Source organism: Streptomyces sp. NPDC001668, from assembly GCF_042893155.1.
In the GTDB taxonomy this organism is placed as follows: domain Bacteria; phylum Actinomycetota; class Actinomycetes; order Streptomycetales; family Streptomycetaceae; genus Streptomyces.
Genome location: NZ_JBIAUQ010000007.1, coordinates 361,729 through 378,937, shown reverse-complemented (window position 1 = coordinate 378,937; position 17,209 = coordinate 361,729). Strand labels below are relative to the sequence as shown.

At 72.6% G+C, this 17,209-nt stretch carries 16 protein-coding genes and 1 pseudogene; 9 read left to right on the top strand and 8 right to left on the bottom strand.

The window, feature by feature from the left end:
* Nucleotides 1-75 precede the first annotated feature (75 nt).
* Nucleotides 76-1,809: an aKG-HExxH-type peptide beta-hydroxylase gene (locus ACFYZ8_RS23615; RefSeq protein ID WP_388537248.1), complete on the top strand. Its 1,734-nt coding sequence runs from the start codon at nucleotides 76-78 to the stop codon at nucleotides 1,807-1,809.
* Nucleotides 1,810-1,829: 20 nt separating this feature from the next.
* Here ACFYZ8_RS23615 and ACFYZ8_RS23610 read toward each other — a convergent pair whose 3' ends face one another.
* The gene (locus tag ACFYZ8_RS23610) at nucleotides 1,830-2,720 is read right to left on the bottom strand and encodes a hypothetical protein (protein ID WP_359037112.1); all 891 of its coding nucleotides are present in this window, start codon (nucleotides 2,718-2,720) and stop codon (nucleotides 1,830-1,832) included.
* Nucleotides 2,717-3,721, bottom strand: a complete 1,005-nt coding sequence (locus ACFYZ8_RS23605) for an SPFH domain-containing protein (RefSeq protein ID WP_388537246.1) — start codon at nucleotides 3,719-3,721, stop codon at nucleotides 2,717-2,719. The genes ACFYZ8_RS23610 and ACFYZ8_RS23605 overlap by 4 nt, the downstream gene beginning before the upstream one ends.
* A gap of 123 nt (nucleotides 3,722-3,844) precedes the next feature.
* On the opposite strand from ACFYZ8_RS23605, the gene ACFYZ8_RS23600 reads away from it, so the two are divergent.
* Complete coding sequence (locus ACFYZ8_RS23600; protein WP_388537244.1) at nucleotides 3,845-5,068, top strand: arginine deiminase; 1,224 nt, start codon at nucleotides 3,845-3,847, stop codon at nucleotides 5,066-5,068.
* A gap of 59 nt (nucleotides 5,069-5,127) precedes the next feature.
* Nucleotides 5,128-6,135 carry an ornithine carbamoyltransferase gene (gene argF, locus ACFYZ8_RS23595; protein WP_359028989.1) on the top strand — a complete coding sequence of 336 codons (1,008 nt, stop codon included), beginning with the start codon at nucleotides 5,128-5,130 and terminating at the stop codon, nucleotides 6,133-6,135.
* A gap of 44 nt (nucleotides 6,136-6,179) precedes the next feature.
* Here the strand turns inward: argF and ACFYZ8_RS23590 are convergent, their stop codons facing one another.
* Complete coding sequence (locus ACFYZ8_RS23590) at nucleotides 6,180-6,632, bottom strand: ATP-binding protein (RefSeq protein WP_359028988.1); 453 nt, start codon at nucleotides 6,630-6,632, stop codon at nucleotides 6,180-6,182.
* A gap of 338 nt (nucleotides 6,633-6,970) precedes the next feature.
* On the opposite strand from ACFYZ8_RS23590, the gene ACFYZ8_RS23585 reads away from it, so the two are divergent.
* Together ACFYZ8_RS23585 and ACFYZ8_RS23580 are read left to right on the top strand one after the other, a co-directional pair.
* A complete protein-coding gene (locus ACFYZ8_RS23585) occupies nucleotides 6,971-7,798 on the top strand; it encodes an enoyl-CoA hydratase family protein (protein ID WP_388537241.1) in 828 nt (275 codons plus the stop codon).
* Nucleotides 7,783-10,065, top strand: a complete 2,283-nt coding sequence (locus ACFYZ8_RS23580) for a bifunctional salicylyl-CoA 5-hydroxylase/oxidoreductase (RefSeq protein ID WP_359028986.1) — start codon at nucleotides 7,783-7,785, stop codon at nucleotides 10,063-10,065. The genes ACFYZ8_RS23585 and ACFYZ8_RS23580 overlap by 16 nt, the downstream gene beginning before the upstream one ends.
* Nucleotides 10,066-10,075: 10 nt before the next feature.
* On the opposite strand, the gene ACFYZ8_RS23575 is transcribed toward ACFYZ8_RS23580, so the two are convergent.
* Both ACFYZ8_RS23575 and ACFYZ8_RS23570 read right to left on the bottom strand, forming a co-directional pair.
* Nucleotides 10,076-10,888, bottom strand: a complete 813-nt coding sequence (locus ACFYZ8_RS23575; protein ID WP_359028985.1) for a PaaX family transcriptional regulator C-terminal domain-containing protein — start codon at nucleotides 10,886-10,888, stop codon at nucleotides 10,076-10,078.
* 15 nt (nucleotides 10,889-10,903) lie between these two features.
* Nucleotides 10,904-12,496 (bottom strand): AMP-binding protein, encoded by a 1,593-nt coding sequence (locus ACFYZ8_RS23570; protein ID WP_388537371.1) that lies wholly within the window; start codon nucleotides 12,494-12,496, stop codon nucleotides 10,904-10,906.
* A gap of 156 nt (nucleotides 12,497-12,652) precedes the next feature.
* Between ACFYZ8_RS23570 and ACFYZ8_RS23565 the strand changes: the two are divergent.
* The 3 genes and pseudogenes from ACFYZ8_RS23565 to ACFYZ8_RS23555 form a co-directional block, all read left to right on the top strand.
* Nucleotides 12,653-12,967: pseudogene (locus ACFYZ8_RS23565) on the top strand (acyl-CoA dehydrogenase family protein); the annotation flags it as partial.
* Nucleotides 12,968-13,132: 165 nt separating this feature from the next.
* Nucleotides 13,133-14,194, top strand: coding sequence for an acyl-CoA dehydrogenase family protein (locus ACFYZ8_RS23560; RefSeq protein WP_388537370.1), 1,062 nt, complete (start codon nucleotides 13,133-13,135; stop codon nucleotides 14,192-14,194).
* Entirely contained in the window at nucleotides 14,191-14,589 is a 399-nt protein-coding gene (locus ACFYZ8_RS23555) for a RidA family protein (protein ID WP_359028984.1), read from the top strand. Before ACFYZ8_RS23560 ends, ACFYZ8_RS23555 begins: the two co-directional genes overlap by 4 nt.
* A 34-nt stretch (nucleotides 14,590-14,623) precedes the next feature.
* On the opposite strand, the gene ACFYZ8_RS23550 is transcribed toward ACFYZ8_RS23555, so the two are convergent.
* Nucleotides 14,624-14,818: a DUF5999 family protein gene (locus ACFYZ8_RS23550; protein WP_359028983.1), complete on the bottom strand. Its 195-nt coding sequence runs from the start codon at nucleotides 14,816-14,818 to the stop codon at nucleotides 14,624-14,626.
* Between the two features lie 244 nt (nucleotides 14,819-15,062).
* Between ACFYZ8_RS23550 and ACFYZ8_RS23545 the strand changes: the two genes are divergently transcribed.
* The gene (locus ACFYZ8_RS23545; RefSeq protein ID WP_388537238.1) at nucleotides 15,063-15,491 is read left to right on the top strand and encodes a DUF6299 family protein; all 429 of its coding nucleotides are present in this window, start codon (nucleotides 15,063-15,065) and stop codon (nucleotides 15,489-15,491) included.
* 30 nt (nucleotides 15,492-15,521) lie between these two features.
* On the opposite strand, the gene ACFYZ8_RS23540 is transcribed toward ACFYZ8_RS23545, so the two are convergent.
* A complete protein-coding gene (locus tag ACFYZ8_RS23540; RefSeq protein WP_359029004.1) occupies nucleotides 15,522-15,701 on the bottom strand; it encodes a hypothetical protein in 180 nt (59 codons plus the stop codon).
* 321 nt (nucleotides 15,702-16,022) lie between these two features.
* Complete coding sequence (locus tag ACFYZ8_RS23535) at nucleotides 16,023-17,126, bottom strand: ABC transporter ATP-binding protein (protein WP_388537236.1); 1,104 nt, start codon at nucleotides 17,124-17,126, stop codon at nucleotides 16,023-16,025.
* Nucleotides 17,127-17,209: the final 83 nt, after the last annotated feature.

Sequence of the window (17,209 nt, the reverse complement as noted above, 5' to 3'; positions counted from 1 at the left end):
GGCGGCCTCTGACGAGGTTCCCGTGTGCCCACCCGGGGCCTGAAGGCCCGCCCCCTCGAACGGAGGACCCGGCCCATGACCAGCGAGCCGCCCCTCGCCCCCTTCCGCATGCCGCAGCGGCTCTTCGCGGAACTCGCCGCCGGAGGCGGATCCGCAGAAGCGGTTGCTTTCCTCGAACGGGCGGAGCGGGCGCGCCGGTTGCTGCTTCTGCGCACGCTGCTGGACCGCCTGGACACACTTCCCACGCCGCTGACTCCGGCCGCCGAAGCCTGGTGCGCCCTGAAGGAAGCAGCCGAGCGGGCACCCGAGCCGGTCGACCGGCTGTTGCTCGCGTCGGCGACCGGAGGCTGGATCGCTCATGTGCTGCGTCGGCTGCACGGCACGGGGGCGGGGCCGCCACTGTGGGCGGAAGCAGGCCACCTGAACGCCCTGGCGGTCACGGCATCCCTGCACGCCGGCACCGAGACGGATCTGCGGATCCCTCTCACCGACGGCGCCCTGCTCCTCCCCGGCCTGGGGCTCGCCCGACTCCAGGAGCCCGAACCGGGGCTGACTGTCGGTCGGGCCCGTACCAGAGAGGGACGGCTGACCCTCACCGGACCCGGGGCGAGTGGCAGTCCGGTTTCCTCGGTCATCCGTCCGGCTACGGTTTCGCTGCCGGGTGGACGAGTCGGGGCGGGGAGCGCCGTCCAGCCGGACGCTTCCTGGCAAGCCCTCCGCACCCTCACCCTCCGGACCCCCACCGCCTCTGTCGCCATCCCGCTCGACGACCTCGACCCTTACCGCGACCTCGACGACCCCCTGCCTCCGGCACGGCTCGACGAGGCGGAGGCGGAAGCCTGGCAGGGGCTGTTCGAAGAGGCCGCCGGACTGCTCATGACGGCGGATTGTGGCGAGCCCGGCTACTGCGGCCCGGGCCGATTCGACCCGGCGGCGATCCGCGCCATCGTCCCCTGGGGCCGTACCAGCGCCCTGCGGCCCGCCCCGCCCACCGTTCTGCTCTCCGCCTCCAGCGGTGACTCCTTCGGGGGCATGGTGATCGCCCGCCCCTCCTCGGCCCTTGCCCTCGCCGAAACGCTCGTCCACGAGTTCCAGCACAGCAAGCTCGCCGCCCTTCTGCACCTCTTCCCGCTGCTCGACGACGACCGGGCGGAGCGGTACTACGCCCCCTGGCGAGCCGATCCCCGCCATCTCACCGGGCTGCTGCACGGCGCGTACGCCTTCACCGGTGTCGCGGGGTTCTGGCGGCACCGGCTGGCCGAGGCCCCCGACAGCCGGGCGGCCGACGAGGCGGGCTACCACTTCGCGTTACGACGGCTGCAGAGCCGGCTCGTCGCCCGCACCCTGCTGACCAGCGGTCGTCTCACCCCGCAGGGACACGCCCTGGTGACCGGGCTCGTCCGCACCCTCGACGGCTGGCTGCGCGAGCCCGTCCCCCGGGCCGCTCTGGGCCGGGCCCGTACCGCGGCGGCGCTGCACCGCACCGAGTGGAGACTGCGCAACGTGGTCCCCGCCCCCGCACCGAACCCGGCCACCCCGCGCCTGCGTCCCGACCGGGTCTCCTGGCCGGACGTCCGCACCCACGCCTTCGCCACCCGCCCGTCCGCCCCGCGCACCGCCGACGAGCACCTCGCCGCCGACCACCCTGCCGCCGCGTTCGCCCGCTATGCCGACGCCCTCGCCGCCGACCCGGCCGAACCGCACACCCTCGCCGGCTGGATCGTGGCCCGAGCTGCCCTCGAACCCGGCCGTGCGGCTCGCCGGATGCTGGCCCGCCCGGAACTGTTCCCACCGCTGCCGAGCGGATGACGCGCGCGGCGGGGCCCGCCTCACCCCACCAACCGCAACCGCTCCCCGCACACCCCCACCTCCACCGTCTGCCCCCACGTCAGCTCCACCGCGTCCCCCTCCATCCCGTCCCCGAAGGCGATCAGCCGTTCGGACTCGACGGTGAGGCGGAGGCGGGCCGGGGCGGGGAGTTCGCCGGCGGTCAGGGAGGTGCCGGTGGCCGGGGAGGGCCAGGCCTCGCGGACGAACCAGAGCAGGCGGTTCTCCGTCGGGGCCGGCAGCCGTAGGGCTCCGCCCCGCTCCTGCCACACGGACCGGAGCCAGCCCGTGGCCCCGGTCCCCGTCCCCACCAGCACCCCGGACGAAGCCTGGGCCTCGACGACACCCCCGTCGCCCTCCAGGCCCAGGCGGTATCTGGCCGTCTGGTGACCGGCGGCGCCCAGGTAGATCTCGTTCAGTGCGACGAGCCGCTGGGTGTCGTCCGCGACGGCCTCGACCATCGTCAGCTCGGCGACGCTCGCACCGGCCACCGCCAGCAACTCCGCCGTGTCCCGCGGGCGGTGGCGTACCAGGACACCGGGGTTGCGGCCGGGCTCGGTGTCGATGCCCAGCACCGGCTGACCGGAGAGGTACTTGGCCACGTTCGCCACCAGGCCGTCCTGGCCGACCACGACCACGACGTCCTCGGGGGCGAACAGGAAGCGGTCCAGGTCGGCCCGCTCCACCCGGGCCTGACGCCAGGTCAGGGGGATCGCGGAGGTCACCTCGGCGAGCGCCCGGCGGGTGCGCTCGTGGCGTTCGGCGACCTCCTCGATGTCCCGGCCCCGGGAGGAGAGGAAGAAGGCGGCCTGGCCGTGGGTGCCGTGGTGGGCCACCAACTCCTCGTACTCCGTGGTGCGGTGGACCAGGACGGCCCGCGGCGCGAGGCTCACTCCGGCTCCCGTGCGCCCAGCTTCGCCAGCAGCCCGGTCAGCACGTCCGGCGAGATCGTCAGGCTGTCGATGTTCGGCAGGTTCTCCGCGAGCCGGGTCCCGGCAAGGGCGTGCAGGGTGGCGACCTCGACGTCCTCGTGCACCTTCAGCCAGGCGGCCTGGGCCTGTGCCTTCGCGTCGCCGACCGCGCGCACTCCCTCGGCCTCCGCGCGGGCCAGCCGTACCGACCGGGTCGCCTCCGCCTCGGCCCGTACCGCGTCCGCCGCCGCGTGCTCCTCCGCCTCCCGGCGGGCGTTGGTGCCCCGCTGCTCCACCAACTGCTCCTCGCGGCGGGCGAGTTCGATCTGGCTGGCCAGTTCGTTCTCGGCGATGGCCCGCTCGCGCTCCACGGCGACGGCGCGCCGTTCGTAGGTCGCCCGGTCGGCCTCCTGCTGGATCTGTTCGCGGGCCGGGGTCCGCAGCGCCCGTTCCACCTCCGGCTCGGGGCGCAGGGCCATCACGCGTACGGCGACCACCTCGATGCCGGTGGCCGGCAGCCGGGGCTCGGCGCCGAGCCCCGCCGCGATCCGCTCGCGCACCGCCGACACTCCGTCCACCAGTGCGGAGGCCAGGGAGGTCCGGGTCAGCACGTCGAGGGCGTGCTGCTGGGCCGTCTCCGTGAGCAGCGTGCCCAGTTGCTCCAGAGGGGCGCCCCGCCACACCCCGGTGTCCGGGTCGATCGAGAAGTCCAGGCGGGCGGCGGCGAGGGCCGGGTCGCCGATCCGGTAGGTCACGGTCGCCTGGACCGACACGTCCTGGAAGTCGGACGTACGGGCGTGGAAGGTCATGGCCAACTCGCGGTCGTCCACCGGCACTTCGGAGAGTGCGGCGGTGAGCGCGCGGAACCAGAAGCTGAGCCCCGGACCGTCGTGCAGCAGCTTGCCGCCGCGGTGGTGCCGGATGTGCGCCGTGGGCGCGCCGCGCAGATGGCGCCAACCGAGGCGCCGGGTGATGTCGGCCATCGAACCCCCTCTTTTCGTCTGTTGGACGATAACCCTGAGGCGGGATTGTCGTCAAGGGGACGAGAACAAGAAACCCGTGCGGACGGAGGGGTCAAGAGGTCCCCCGTTGGTCAGGATGGAGGCATGGGATTCCATGTCGACTCCGAGACCGGGCGGCTGCGCCGCGTCATCCTGCACCGGCCGGATCTCGAGCTCAAAAGGCTCACCCCCAGCAACAAGGACGCACTGCTCTTCGACGACGTGCTGTGGGTGCGCCGGGCCCGCGCCGAGCACGACGGGTTCGCCGACGTCCTGCGCGACCGCGGGGTCGCCGTGCACCTCTTCGGTGACCTGCTCACCGAGGCCCTGGAGATCCCGGCGGCCCGCTCCCTCGTGCTCGACCGCGTCTTCGACGAGAAGGAGTACGGCCCGCTGGCCACCGACCATCTGCGAGCCTCCTTCGAGACGCTGCCCGCGGCGGAGCTCGCGGAGGCCCTCGTCGGCGGGATGACCAAGCGGGAGTTCCTGGAGGCGCACGAAGAGCCGACCTCCGTGCGCTTCCATGTCATGGACCTCGACGATTTCCTCCTCGCCCCGCTGCCCAACCACCTCTTCACCCGGGACACCTCCGCCTGGATATACGACGGGGTCTCCGTCAACGCCATGAAGTGGCCCGCCCGGCAGCGCGAGACGGTCCACTTCGAGGCGATCTACCGCCACCACCCGCTCTTCCGTGACGAGAGTTTCCACATCTGGTCGGAGGGGCAGGCCGACTACCCGTCCACCATCGAGGGCGGCGACGTCCTCGTCATCGGCAACGGCGCGGTCCTCATCGGCATGAGCGAGCGGACCACGCCCCAGGCCGTCGAGATGCTCGCGCACAAGCTGTTCGCCGAGGGGTCGGCGCAGTCGATCGTGGCGCTCGACATGCCGAAGCGGCGGGCCTTCATGCACCTGGACACCGTGATGACGATGGTCGACGGCGACACCTTCACCCAGTACGCCGGGCTCGGCATGCTCCGGTCGTACACCATCGAACCGGGCGTCGGCGACAAGGAACTCAAGGTCACCGACCACCCGCCGGAGCACATGCACCGCGCGATCGCCGCCGCGCTCGGGCTGAGCGAGATCCGGGTCCTGACCGCCACCCAGGACGTGCACGCGGCCGAGCGCGAGCAGTGGGACGACGGCTGCAACGTCCTCGCCGTCGAGCCGGGTGTCGTCGTCGCGTACGAGCGCAACGCCACCACCAACACCCATCTGCGCAAGCAGGGCATCGAGGTCATCGAGATCCCGGGCAGCGAGCTCGGGCGGGGGAGGGGCGGGCCGCGCTGCATGAGCTGTCCGGTGGAGAGGGAGGCTGTATAGAAATGCTGAATATCGTATAGACTTCCATGGTCCTGTTCTCGTCCCTCTGGAGCGCCCCCATGGCGACTGTCCCCACCGCCCTCGCCGGGCGCCACTTCCTCAAGGAGCTCGACTTCACGGCGGAGGAGTTCCTCGGCCTCGTCGAGCTGGCCGCCGAGCTGAAGGCCGCGAAGAAGGCCGGCACCGAGACGCGGTACCTGAGCGGGAAGAACATCGCGCTGATCTTCGAGAAGACCTCGACGCGCACCCGCTGCGCGTTCGAGGTCGCCGCGGCGGACCAGGGCGCCTCGACGACCTACCTGGACCCGTCCGGCTCGCAGATCGGGCACAAGGAGTCCGTACGGGACACCGCGCGCGTGCTCGGCCGTATGTACGACGGGATCGAGTACCGCGGGGACAGTCAGCAGAAGGTGGAGGAGCTGGCCGCGTACGCCGGAGTGCCGGTGTACAACGGGCTCACCGACGACTGGCACCCCACCCAGATGCTGGCCGACGTGCTGACGATGACCGAGCACAGCGCGAAGCCGGTCCGGGAGATCGCCTTCGCCTACCTCGGCGACGCGCGGTTCAACATGGGCAACTCGTATCTCGTCACCGGTGCCCTCCTGGGCATGGACGTGCGGATCGTCGCGCCGAAGAGCTACTGGCCCGCGCAGGACGTCGTCGAGCGGGCGCGTGCGCTCGCCGTGGACAGCGGGGCGCGGATCACCCTCACCGAGTCCCTGGAGGAGGGGGTACGGGGAGCCGACTTCGTCGCCACCGACGTCTGGGTCTCCATGGGCGAGCCGAAGGACGTGTGGGACGAGCGGATCGCCGCGCTCTCGCCGTACGCCGTGACCATGGACGTGCTGCGGGCCACGGGCAACGCGGACGTCAAGTTCCTGCACTGCCTGCCCGCCTTCCACGACCTCGGCACGAAGGTCGGGCAGGAGATCTTCGAGGCCCACGGACTGGAGTCCCTGGAGGTCACGGACGAGGTGTTCGAGTCGGCGCACTCGGTCGTGTTCGACGAGGCGGAGAACCGGCTGCACACGATCAAGGCGGTGCTGGTCGCGACGCTGGCCTGAGCGTCACGCCGGGTGCCGCACGGGGGCGGCGCCAGGCCCGGTCGTCACGCCGGACGCCATTGCGGCGGCACCACTGACAGGCGGAACCACACCGCCTTGCCGGTCTCGGTGGGGCGGTGGCCGCAGGACGAGCTGAGCGCCCTGATCAGGAGCAGACCCCGGCCGTGCTCCTGCCAGGGGTCCGGGTCCCGGGTGTCCGGCTGGGTGAGATGCCCCGGGGGTGCCGGGTCCGGGTCGTGCACCTCCACCTGGCAGCCGGTCGGCAGCAGCTCCACGACCAGCTCTATGGGCGTGTCACCGGCCGTGTGCTCCACCGCGTTCGCCACCAGCTCGGCCGTCAGCAGCTCCGCGGTGTCGCTGTCCGCCCCGTGCTCCAGCTCGGCCAGCGCGGTGCGGACCAGGGCGCGCGCCACGGGCACGGCCGCGGCGGAATGCGGCAGCGCGATGCGCCAGGAGGCGGAGGCTGAGGGGCGATCTTGCAAGGCGGGTCCGTTCATGAGCAGGCTGTCCTGCTTTCAACCGTATGAATGGTACGGCGCCGCCGGCTGAGTCGACCGGCGGGCACCGTACGGGACCGTCGGCCCCGTTGGCAGGCGGCTTACCCGTAGCAACGGCTTGCCTCGCACCGCTGATCCCGCCGTTGCCGGTCTGTCGACGAGCCGTGACGGATGTGACGGGGCCAGGTCACATCGGTATGCCGTCCCCGTGATCCCTATGCCTCTGTCCCACCTCTATCGCGCACTCATGACGACAGTCAAAGATGGGTGATAACTTCGAAGGGCAGAGCGCACCTCGACCCTCGCCCCCAGACCGAGCACGAGGAGGCCGCACCGACATGAGCCCCTTCACCGGCTCCGCCGCCCGCACCCCCGACTGGCAGCACCTGCGCGTCGACCTCGCCGACGGGGTCGCCACGGTCACCCTCGCCCGCCCCGACCGGCTCAACGCGCTCACCTTCGGCGCCTACGCCGACCTGCGCGACCTGCTCGCCGAGCTGTCCCGCGAGCGTTCCGTCCGGGCCCTGGTCCTGGCCGGCGAGGGCCGCGGCTTCTGCTCCGGCGGCGATGTCGACGAGATCATCGGCGCGACCCTGGCCATGGACACCGCCCAGCTCCTCGACTTCAACCGGATGACGGGCCAGGTGGTGCGGGCCGTACGGGAGTGCCCGTTCCCGGTGATCGCGGCCCTGCACGGGGTCGCGGCGGGCGCGGGAGCGGTCCTCGCCCTGGCGGCCGACTTCCGGGTGGCGGACCCCTCGGCCCGGTTCGCCTTCCTCTTCACCAGCGTCGGACTGTCCGGCGGTGACATGGGCGCGGCCTATCTGCTGCCCCGCGTGGTCGGCCTCGGCCATGCCACCCGCCTCCTCATGCTCGGCGAACCGGTCCGCGCGCCCGAGGCCGAGCGCATCGGCCTGATCAGCGAACTGACGGCGGAAGGCGGCGCCGACGAGGCCGCCCGAGCCCTGGCCCACCGCCTGGCCGAGGGCCCGGCACTGGCGTACGCCCAGACGAAGGCGCTGCTGACGGCCGAGCTGGACATGCCGCTCGCGGCCGCGGTGGAACTGGACGCCTCGACGCAGGCCCTGTTGATGAACGGCGAGGACTACCGGGAGTTCCACGCGGCGTTCACGGAGAAGCGGCCGCCGAAATGGAGCGGACGGTGAACCCCCTCCGAGTGGCCGTCGTCGGCGGTGGTCCGGGCGGACTCTACGCGGCCGCCCTGCTGAAGCGTCTCGACCCGGCCCGCGAGATCACGGTCTGGGAACGCAACGCCCCCGACGACACCTTCGGCTTCGGCGTGGTCCTCTCCGACGAGACCCTGGGCGGCATCGAGCACGCGGACCCCGTGGTGTACGAGGCGATGCGGTCCGACTTCGTCCGCTGGGACGACATCGACATCGTGCACCGGGGCGTACGGCACACCTCCGGAGGTCACGGCTTCGCCGCACTGGGCCGCAAACGGCTCCTCGACATCCTGCACACCCGCTGCCGCGCGCTCGGAGTGGACCTCCGCTTTCGTACGGAGGCCCCGGCCGGCCTGGAAGAGACGCACGACCTCGTCATCGGCGCCGACGGAGTCAACAGCACCACACGCGAACGCCACAGCCATGTGTTCCGCCCCCATGTGACCCCGCACCACTGCCGCTATATCTGGCTCGCGGCCGACTTCCCCTTCGACGCCTTCCGGTTCGAGATCGCCGAGACCGAACACGGCGTGATGCAACTCCACGGCTACCCCTACGCGCCCGACTCCTCCACCGTGATCATCGAGATGCGCGAGGAGGTCTGGCGGGCCGCCGGCTTCGACGAGGTCACCCCGCAGGAGTCGACGGAGAGCTGCGCCAAGATCTTCGCCGAGGCGCTGCGCGGCCGAACCCTGCGCTCCAACAACTCCACCTGGACCACCTTCCGCACGGTGGTCAACGAACGCTGGTCGCACGGCACCACCGTGCTGCTCGGCGACGCGGCCCACACCGCCCACTTCTCCATCGGCTCCGGCACCAAGCTCGCCGTGGAGGACGCCCTCGCCCTGGCTGCCTGCCTGGAGGAACAGCCCTCGCTGGAAAGGGCGTTGGCGGCCTACGAGGCGGAACGCAAACCCGTCGTCGCCTCCACCCAACGCGCCGCCCGCGCCAGCCTGGAGTGGTTCGAGAACCTCGGCCTGTACCTCGACCAGCCGCCCCGCCAGTTCGCCTTCAACCTGCTCACCCGCAGCCGCCGCGTCACCCACGACAACCTGCGCCTGCGCGATGCCCGCTTCACCGGCGCCGTGGAACGCGAGTTCGGCTGCCCGCCGGGCACGCCCCCGATGTTCACCCCGTTCCGGCTGCGCGGTCTGACCCTGCGCAACCGGGTCGTGGTGTCCCCGATGGACATGTACTCCGCCACCGACGGCGTCCCCGGCGACTTCCACCTCGTCCACCTGGGCGCCCGGGCGCTCGGCGGCGCCGGGCTGGTGATGACCGAGATGGTGTGCGTCTCGCCCGAGGGCCGCATCACGCCCGGCTGCACCGGCCTCTACAACGGCAGACAGGCCGAGGCCTGGAAGCGCATCACGAACTTCGTGCACACGCACTCCCCGGGCACCGCGATCGGCGTGCAGCTCGGCCACAGTGGCCGCAAGGGCTCGACCAGGCTGATGTGGGAGGGCATCGACGAGCCGCTGCCGGAGGGCAACTGGCCGGTCGTGGCGCCGTCCCCGATCCCGTACAAGCCCTTCAACCAGACCCCGCGCGAGCTCGGCCGCGCCCAACTCACCGACCTCCGCGAGCAGTTCACGGCGGCCGCCTGGCGGGCCGCCCGGGCCGGCTTCGACCTTCTCGAACTGCACTGCGCCCACGGCTATCTGCTCTCCTCCTTCCTCTCCCCGCTGACCAACCGGCGCACCGACGGCTACGGCGGCTCGCTCGCCAAGCGCCTGCGCTTCCCGCTCGAAGTCTTCGACGCCGTCCGGGGGGTGTGGCCGCAGGAACGGCCCATGACCGTCCGCATCTCCGCCACCGACTGGGCCGAGGGCGGCACCACGGCCGAGGACGCCGTCGAGATCGCCCGCGCCTTCGCCGCGCACGGCGCCGACGCGATCGACGTGTCGACCGGTCAGGTCGTGGCCGAGGAGCACCCGGAGTACGGGCGGTCGTACCAGACGCCGTACGCGGACCGGATCCGCCACGAGACCGGCGTCCCGGTGATCGCGGTCGGCGCCATCTCCTCCTGGGACGACGTCAACTCACTTATCCTGGCCGGACGGACGGACCTGTGCGCGCTGGCCCGGCCGCATCTCTACGACCCGCACTGGACCCTGCACGCGGCCGCCGAGCAGGGGTACGACGGTCCTGGCGTCCTCTGGCCCGACCCGTACCGCGCGGGCAGCCGACGGCCGCAGACCGGACGTACGGACGCCCCCAAGCCCCGGCTCACACTGGGGAGTTGAGAGTCCGGGGTCACAGGCCGGCGAACGCGGCCCCCGCGTCCCGCAGCCGTTCGTGCAGGCCGCGGAAGACCGCCGCCGCGCGCTCCCCCGGCCAGTCGGCGGGGAGCAGGGCGGCGGGCAGGCCGGGGTCGGCGTAGGGGAGATGGCGCCAGGAGTCGAGGGCGAGGAGGTAGTCGCGGTACGCCTCCTCGGGCGGGGTGTCGGCCCGGCCCTCCCAGTCGCGCAGCACGCGCGCGTGGCGGTCCAGGAACGCCTCGTGCTCCTTGGCGATCGCGGCCAGGTCCCACCAGCGGGCGACGGCCTCCACGGTCGCCGCGAAACCGAGGTGCTCGCCGCGGAAGAAGTCCACGTACGGTTCGAGGCGCAGCCGCTGGAGCGTGTGCCGGGCCTCCTCGTACAGCCGTGCGGGGGCGATCCACACCCCGGGGGCCGCCGTGCCGAAGCCGAGCCCGGCCAGCCGTGAGCGCAGCACATGCCGCTTCTGCCGCTCCGACTCGGGCACCGAGAACACGGCGAGTACCCAGCCCTCGTCCTCGGGCGGCGTCACCGCGTAGATGCGCCGGTCGCCGTCGTCGAGCAGCTGGCGGGCGTCCGGCGACAGCTCGTACCCGGCCGCGCCGCGTGCCGTGCGGGCTGGCAGCAGCAGCCCGCGCCGCTTGAGGCGGGACACCGACGACCGTACGGAGGGGGCGTCCACGCCGACCGCGGCCAGCAGCCGGATCAGCTCGGCGACGGGCACGGGGCCCGGCATGAAGCGGCCGTAGGCTCCGTAGAGCGTGACGATGAGAGACCGTGGTGCATGCTGGTCGGACACGTTGATCATCTTAGGTCGTGCGGATCACTGCTGGTCACCATCGGTGCGCAGCCTGAACCGCTGGAGTTTGCCGGTCGCCGTGCGCGGCAGGGCGTCCAGGAAGACGATCTCGCGCGGGCATTTGTAGGGCGCCAGTTCGCCCTTGACGAAGGCGCGCAGCGCGTCGGCGTCCCGCTCCGCGCCCTCCTTGAGGACGGCGAAGGCGACGACGACCTGCCCGCGCGCCTCGTCGGGCCGCCCCACGACGGCCGCCTCGACCACATCCGGGTGCCGCAGCAGGGCGTCCTCCACCTCCGGTCCCGCGATGTTGTACCCGGCGGAGATGATCATGTCGTCCGCGCGGGCCACATAGCGGAAGTACCCATCGTTTTCCCGGATGTATGTGTCGCCGGTGATGTTCCAGCCGTGCCGCACGTACTCGCGCTGCCGCGGGTCGGCGAGGTAGCGGCAGCCGACCGGACCGCGTACGGCGAGCAGCCCCGGTGCGCCGTCGGGCAGTTCGCGGCCCGTCTCGTCGACCACGCGCGCCTGCCATCCGGGCACGGGCACCCCGGTCGTCCCGGGCCGGATGTGCTCGTCGGCCGCGGAGATGAAGATGTGCAGCAGCTCGGTGGCGCCGATGCCGTTGACGATCCGCAGGCCGGTCCGCTCCCGCCAGGCCCGCCAGGTGGCCGCGGGCAGGTTCTCACCCGCGGAGACACAGCGGCGCAGGGACGAGATGTCGTACGCGTCGAGCTCGTCGAGCATGGCGCGGTACGCGGTGGGCGCGGTGAACAGGACGGAGACGCGGTGCTCGGCGACGGCCGGCAGCAGCTGCTTGGGGTGGGCCTGTTCGAGGAGGAGGGAACTGGCGCCCGCGCGCATCGGGAAGATCACCAGGCCGCCGAGACCGAAGGTGAAGCCGAGCGGGGGACTGCCTGCGAACACATCGTCCACATGGGGTCGCAGCACATGCTTGGAGAAGGTGTCGGCTATCGCGAGCACATCCCGGTGGAAGTGCATACAGCCCTTGGGGCGCCCGGTGGTCCCCGAGGTGAAGGCGATCAGCGCCACGTCGTCGGCCGCGGTCGCGACGGCGGGGTACGGCGTTTTGGGCGCCTCACGGTTCAGCAGGTCGTCGGGGGCGTCGCCGCCGTAGGTCGTGATCCTCAGGCCCGGTATCTCGGCCTTGGCGAGGTCGTCGACGGCGCGTATGTCGCACAGGGCGTGCTCGATGCGCGCGATCTCGCACATCGTGGCCAGCTCGTGCGGCCGCTGCTGGGCCAGCACGGTCACGGCGACCGCGCCCGCCTTCAGCACCGCGAGCCAGCAGGCCGCGAGCCAGGGCGTGGTCGGGCCGCGCAGCAGCACACGGTTGCCGGGGACGACTCCGAGGTCACCGGTGAGGAGATGGGCGAGCCGGTCGACCCGGGCGCGGAGTGTGCCGTACGTCCATGTGTCCCCGGCCGGGGTGTGGAAGGCCGGGCGGTCGTCGGGCGGGCCCGTCAGCAGTTCGGCGGCGCAGTTCAGCCGATCGGGGTACCGCAGTTCCGGGAGGTCGAAGCGGAGCTCCGGCCACTGGTCGGGGGGCGGGAGGTGGTCGCGCGCGAAGGTGTCGACGTGGGCCGAGACGTTCATGGCGGGTCGCCCCCTTGCCTTGTGGGCCGCGTGGGCCGCGTGGGCCGCCTTGTGTGCGTCGATGGTGGGCTCGCACAAGGAGCGTATCGTGTTGGTGACGACAGTCAACGGCACGCGATACTGTCGTAGGGCCCTGTCGACGAGAGGGGACCGGCAATGCCCGCATTCTCGCTCGAACCGTCACGGACCGCCCGTTGTGCGGAACTGCGCGCCCTCGCCGCGGAACGGCTGCGCCCGCTGGCGGAGAAGGGCGAGCCGGGCCGGGTGAACCGCCCGCTGGTCGCCGAACTCGGTCGGCTGGGACTGTTGGAACGGCTGTTCACCTCGGGTGCCCTCGACCTCTGCCTGATGCGGGAGTCCCTCGCATACGCCTGCACGGAGGCCGAGACGGCCCTCGCCCTCCAGGGCCTCGGCGCCCACCCCGTCCGCGCCCACGGCACCCCGGCCCAGCGGGACCGCTGGCTGCCGGCGGTCAGCGAGGGCACCGCGGTGGCGGCGTTCGCGCTGAGCGAGCCGGGCGCGGGGTCGGACGCGGCGGCGCTGGGGTTGCGGGCGGAGGGGGAAGGTGCCGGGTCCACGAGTTCCTGGGGGGCGGGGGACGCTGAGGCGGGCGCCGTGGGCGGGCCGGGTCCGGGGCTGCGGCCGAGTGCGGGGCCAGGGGCTGCCGTGACGGGCGGTATGGCCGGGGCGGGGGCGGAGACTGCTGGGACGGGCGGGTCGCCGAGGTCGGGTTCGGGGTCGGGGGCGGGAGCTGCGGGGGCGCGCCTGCCAGGCCCCGATCCGGAGGCCGCTGGGGCGGGGGGAACGGCGGGTTCAGGACGCGGGGTGTCAGGTGGTGCGCCGGGGGCGGTGCCGGGGGGCGCGCGGTCGGGGCGATCGCGGTCGGGGGACTCGTCGGGCTCGGCGGCTGCGGGGTCGTCGTCGGCCGATGCGGCGGAGGCCCGGACGCGTACCGGTGACCCCGTCGCCGAGTCCGACGGTCCCTCCCGCTGGCGGCTCACGGGGGAGAAGTGCTGGATCTCCAACGCCCCCGAGGCCGACTTCTACACCGTCTTCGCCCGGACCACACCGGGCGCCGGAGCCCGGGGCGTGACCGCGTTCCTCGTGCCCGCCGACCGTCCCGGACTCACCGGCACCCCCCTCGACATGCTCTCCCCGCACCCCATCGGCGCCCTCGCCTTCGACGCCGTACCGGTGAGCGCCGACGACGTCCTCGGTGAGGTCGACCGCGGGTTCCGGGTCGCGATGGGCACGCTCAACCTCTTCCGGCCCAGCGTCGGCGCCTTCGCCGTCGGCATGGCACAGGCCGCGCTGGACGCGACCCTCGCACACACCTCCCGACGGGACGCCTTCGGCGGCAAGCTGAGGGACCTGCAGAGCGTGGCCCACACGGTCGCCGAGATGGCCCTGCGCACGGACGCGGCCCGTCTCATGGTGTACGCGGCGGCGACGGCGTACGACGAAGGCGCCCCGGACGTGCCCAAGCGCGCGGCGATGGCGAAGCTGCTCGCCACCGAGACCGCGCAGTACGTCGTCGACACCGCGGTCCAACTGCACGGCGCACGTGCCCTGCAACGCGGGCATCTGCTGGAGCACCTGTACCGGGAGGTGCGCGCCCCGCGCATCTACGAAGGGGCGAGCGAGGTCCAACGGGGCATCATCGCCAAGGAGTTGTACGCGGACCTGGAGGTGTCGTGAGCGCCGAGCGCATCAACCCGCCCGAACTGTCCCCGCCCACCGGCTTCTCGCACGCGGTCGTCGCCTCGGGCTCACGTGTCGTCTTCCTGGCGGGGCAGACGGCCCTGGACGCCGACGGCAAGGTGGTGGGTGACTCCCTTCCGGAGCAGTTCGAGAAGGCGCTGACCAATCTTCTCACCGCCCTCGCGGCCGCCGGAGGCACCCCGTCCGACCTCGCCCGGATCACCGTCTACGCCACCGACATCGCCGCCTATCGCACCCATGCCCGCGAAGTGGGTCGCATCTGGCGGAAGTTGGCGGGTCGCGACTACCCGGCGATGGCCGTCGTCGAGGTCGTACGGCTGTGGGACGACCAGGCCTCGGTGGAGCTCGACGGGTTCGCGGTGCTGCCTTAGCGTCCCGATCCACCCGGGAACGGCCCCGCGCAGATCAGGCGGCGACGGCCAGCCGGTCGGCCGGCACGCGGTGCGGTGCGACGATCCGGCCGTCGGGCAGCAGCTCGCCGGTGTCGTCGAAGACGATCGCGCCGTTGCACAGCAGGTTCCAGCCCTGCTCGGGATGGGCCGCCACGATGTGCGGGGTTGTGCTGTCGGACGAAGCGCACGAAGACTGGTGGGAACACATGGCGCACCTCCATAGTGCTGGGACCGGCCGTATGGGGTCCGTGTCCGTATGTGTAGACCATGCTCTCATCGCGAACTCATCGGAACCGTCCGACATGAAGCGTGACAACACGCGGACAACTCTCGGACGGTTCCACGACGCTCGGTGCGGACTCGCCACCGAAGGAGTGACGATCACGGGTGTCGGCGCGCGTTCCCGGTAGCAGTGGAGGCCCCCACTCCACCGTTACCGGGAGGTCATCCCCATGCCTGTTCGCCCCGCTCTCGCCGCCGCTGCCGGTGTGGCGCTGTTCCTGCTGGCCGCCCCCGCGCTGCCCGCGAATGCCGACCCGTACGAGACCGTCACCGTCGACCCCGTCGGCCGTATCGCCGAGGACGGCACCGTGACCCTGTCCGGCACCTACCGCTGCACCAGCGGCACGGGCCCCGTCTTCGTGAGCTCCTCCGTCGGCGGGCGCTCCTCCTCGCTCCGGTACGGCATCGGCGGGACCCGCGCGGTGTGCGACGGCGTGGAGCACGGCTGGGAGAACACGGGCAAGGCCACCCCGGGCGCCCTCGAACCGGGGGAGGCCCACGTCGAGGCCACTCTCATGGAACTCAGCCTCCAGGGCGGCCTGCCGCTGCCCCGCTTCCACGCGGTCGGGCAGCGGGACATCACGCTGACGAAGGGCTGAGCGAGGCCCATCCGGGCCGGCGGGCCACGCTCACCGCACCAGTGTGATCTCCGGTGGCCACAGCACGCCCTCGGCCAACAGCAGGGCGGGGCCCAGGTGTTGAGGGCACACGACCAGGGGCGGCCGGGCATGGCAGGCGATCTGGAAGCGGGCGCGGGCCCCGCACTCCTCCCCGTCCCGCGGGCCGGAGTGCCGGCTCGCGCACCGCAGCGGGGGCGTGGAGGCCGAGGCCGTCACCGGACGACCGTCTTCGCGTCGGAGGTGCGTTCGAGGGTGGCCAGGATCATGGGCTCCTCCTCCTGCGGTCCGACGGCGGGCGTGGGGCGAACGGGCACCCCCACGCCCCGCTCCCGCATGCGTTCACCACGCTACGAACGGCCGGGCCGGGCGGCCCCTCCGGACGGCCATTCGGGTGACGGTGGGCGGGTGGACGGACGGGTGGCTGGGCGGATGGGGCGGTGTCGGTCCGCCTCGCCGGGACTCTCTCTCGCCGGGACGCTCTCAGACGGGGCGCTCTCAGAAGGGGCGCTCTCAGACGGGATAGGCGTGTGTCTGGGTCGCCTTCACCGCCGCCCACACCTCCGCGCCGGGGTGCAGATCGAGTTCGGCCGCGGCCACCGTCGTCAGGTCCGCCGCGAGGGGGAGTTCGCCGGTGAGGTCGGCGCGGATCTGGTCGCCGTGGGTCTCCAGACCGGCCACCTCGCAGCGCCAGTGGTTGCGGGCGCTGGAGCCGGCGGGGGGTTCGCGGTAGAGGGTCACGGCACTCGGCGGGAAGGCGACGAACACCGGCCCCGAGAGGTCTTCCGTGGTGGTGAGGGCGGGCCCCTCTTCGAGGCGGACCGTGTGGCCGTCGGCCTCGCCCCGGTACAGGTTCAGGCCGACCAGTTGGGCGATGTAGTCGGTGCGCGGATGGCGGGCGATGTGGGACGGGGCGCCCTCCTGGACGACCTCGCCGTGTTCGACGACCACGAGACGGTCGGCGAGGACCATGGCGTCCAGCGGGTCGTGCGTGACGAGTACGGCGACGGCCTCGAACTCGGCCAGGTGGCGCCGGAGTTGGGCCCGCACCTCCAGTCGGGTGCGGGCGTCGAGGGCGGCCAGGGGTTCGTCGAGGAGCAGCAGCCGGGGGCGGGTCGCCAAGGCACGGGCCAGGGCGACGCGTTGGGCCTGGCCGCCGGACAACTTGCGGGGCTTCACACCGGCGTGGGCGGCGAGACCCATCCGGTCCAGCCACTCGGCGGCCCGCGTACGGGCCTCCGCCTTGGTCGCGCCCTGGCAGCGGGGGCCGAAGGCGACGTTGTCGAGGGCGGTGAGGTGCGGGAAGAGCAGATAGTCCTGGAAGACGACCCCGACGGGACGGGACTCCGGCGGCGTACGCTCCAACGCCGCGCCGTCCAGCCGTAGATGACCCTCGGTGAGCGGGGTCAGACCGGCGAGTGCGCGCAGGGCGGTGGTCTTCCCGGCACCGTTCGGCCCGAGCAGGGCGACGACCTCTCCGGGGGCGACGGTGAGCGACACATCGAGGCGGAACGCACCGCGGTCCACGACGAGACGGGCGTCGAGGCCGTCGTGGGTGGGGGCGGGGACTGGGGCTGGGCGGGGGCCGGGGGTGGTGGCTCGGGTGTTCTCACTCATCGGGGGCTCCGGTCGCCGTCGTACACCGGCTGGGTTCGGGCTGCGTCGGCGGGCTGTCACTGGTCTCGGTGGGCGGGCGGACC

What these genes read in the sequence shown, in the direction of transcription:
- ACFYZ8_RS23615 (WP_388537248.1), top strand. Translation starts at nt 76, where the DNA reads ATGACCAGCGAGCCGCCCCTCGCCCCCTTCCGCATGCCGCAGCGGCTC.
- ACFYZ8_RS23605 (WP_388537246.1), bottom strand. Translation starts at nt 3,721, where the DNA reads ATGGCCGACATCACCCGGCGCCTCGGTTGGCGCCATCTGCGCGGCGCG.
- ACFYZ8_RS23600 (WP_388537244.1), top strand. Translation starts at nt 3,845, where the DNA reads ATGGGATTCCATGTCGACTCCGAGACCGGGCGGCTGCGCCGCGTCATC.
- argF (WP_359028989.1), top strand. Translation starts at nt 5,128, where the DNA reads ATGGCGACTGTCCCCACCGCCCTCGCCGGGCGCCACTTCCTCAAGGAG.
- ACFYZ8_RS23590 (WP_359028988.1), bottom strand. Translation starts at nt 6,632, where the DNA reads ATGAACGGACCCGCCTTGCAAGATCGCCCCTCAGCCTCCGCCTCCTGG.
- ACFYZ8_RS23585 (WP_388537241.1), top strand. Translation starts at nt 6,971, where the DNA reads ATGAGCCCCTTCACCGGCTCCGCCGCCCGCACCCCCGACTGGCAGCAC.
- ACFYZ8_RS23580 (WP_359028986.1), top strand. Translation starts at nt 7,783, where the DNA reads ATGGAGCGGACGGTGAACCCCCTCCGAGTGGCCGTCGTCGGCGGTGGT.
- ACFYZ8_RS23575 (WP_359028985.1), bottom strand. Translation starts at nt 10,888, where the DNA reads ATGATCAACGTGTCCGACCAGCATGCACCACGGTCTCTCATCGTCACG.
- ACFYZ8_RS23570 (WP_388537371.1), bottom strand. Translation starts at nt 12,496, where the DNA reads ATGAACGTCTCGGCCCACGTCGACACCTTCGCGCGCGACCACCTCCCG.
- ACFYZ8_RS23550 (WP_359028983.1), bottom strand. Translation starts at nt 14,818, where the DNA reads ATGTGTTCCCACCAGTCTTCGTGCGCTTCGTCCGACAGCACAACCCCG.
- ACFYZ8_RS23545 (WP_388537238.1), top strand. Translation starts at nt 15,063, where the DNA reads ATGCCTGTTCGCCCCGCTCTCGCCGCCGCTGCCGGTGTGGCGCTGTTC.
- ACFYZ8_RS23535 (WP_388537236.1), bottom strand. Translation starts at nt 17,126, where the DNA reads ATGAGTGAGAACACCCGAGCCACCACCCCCGGCCCCCGCCCAGCCCCA.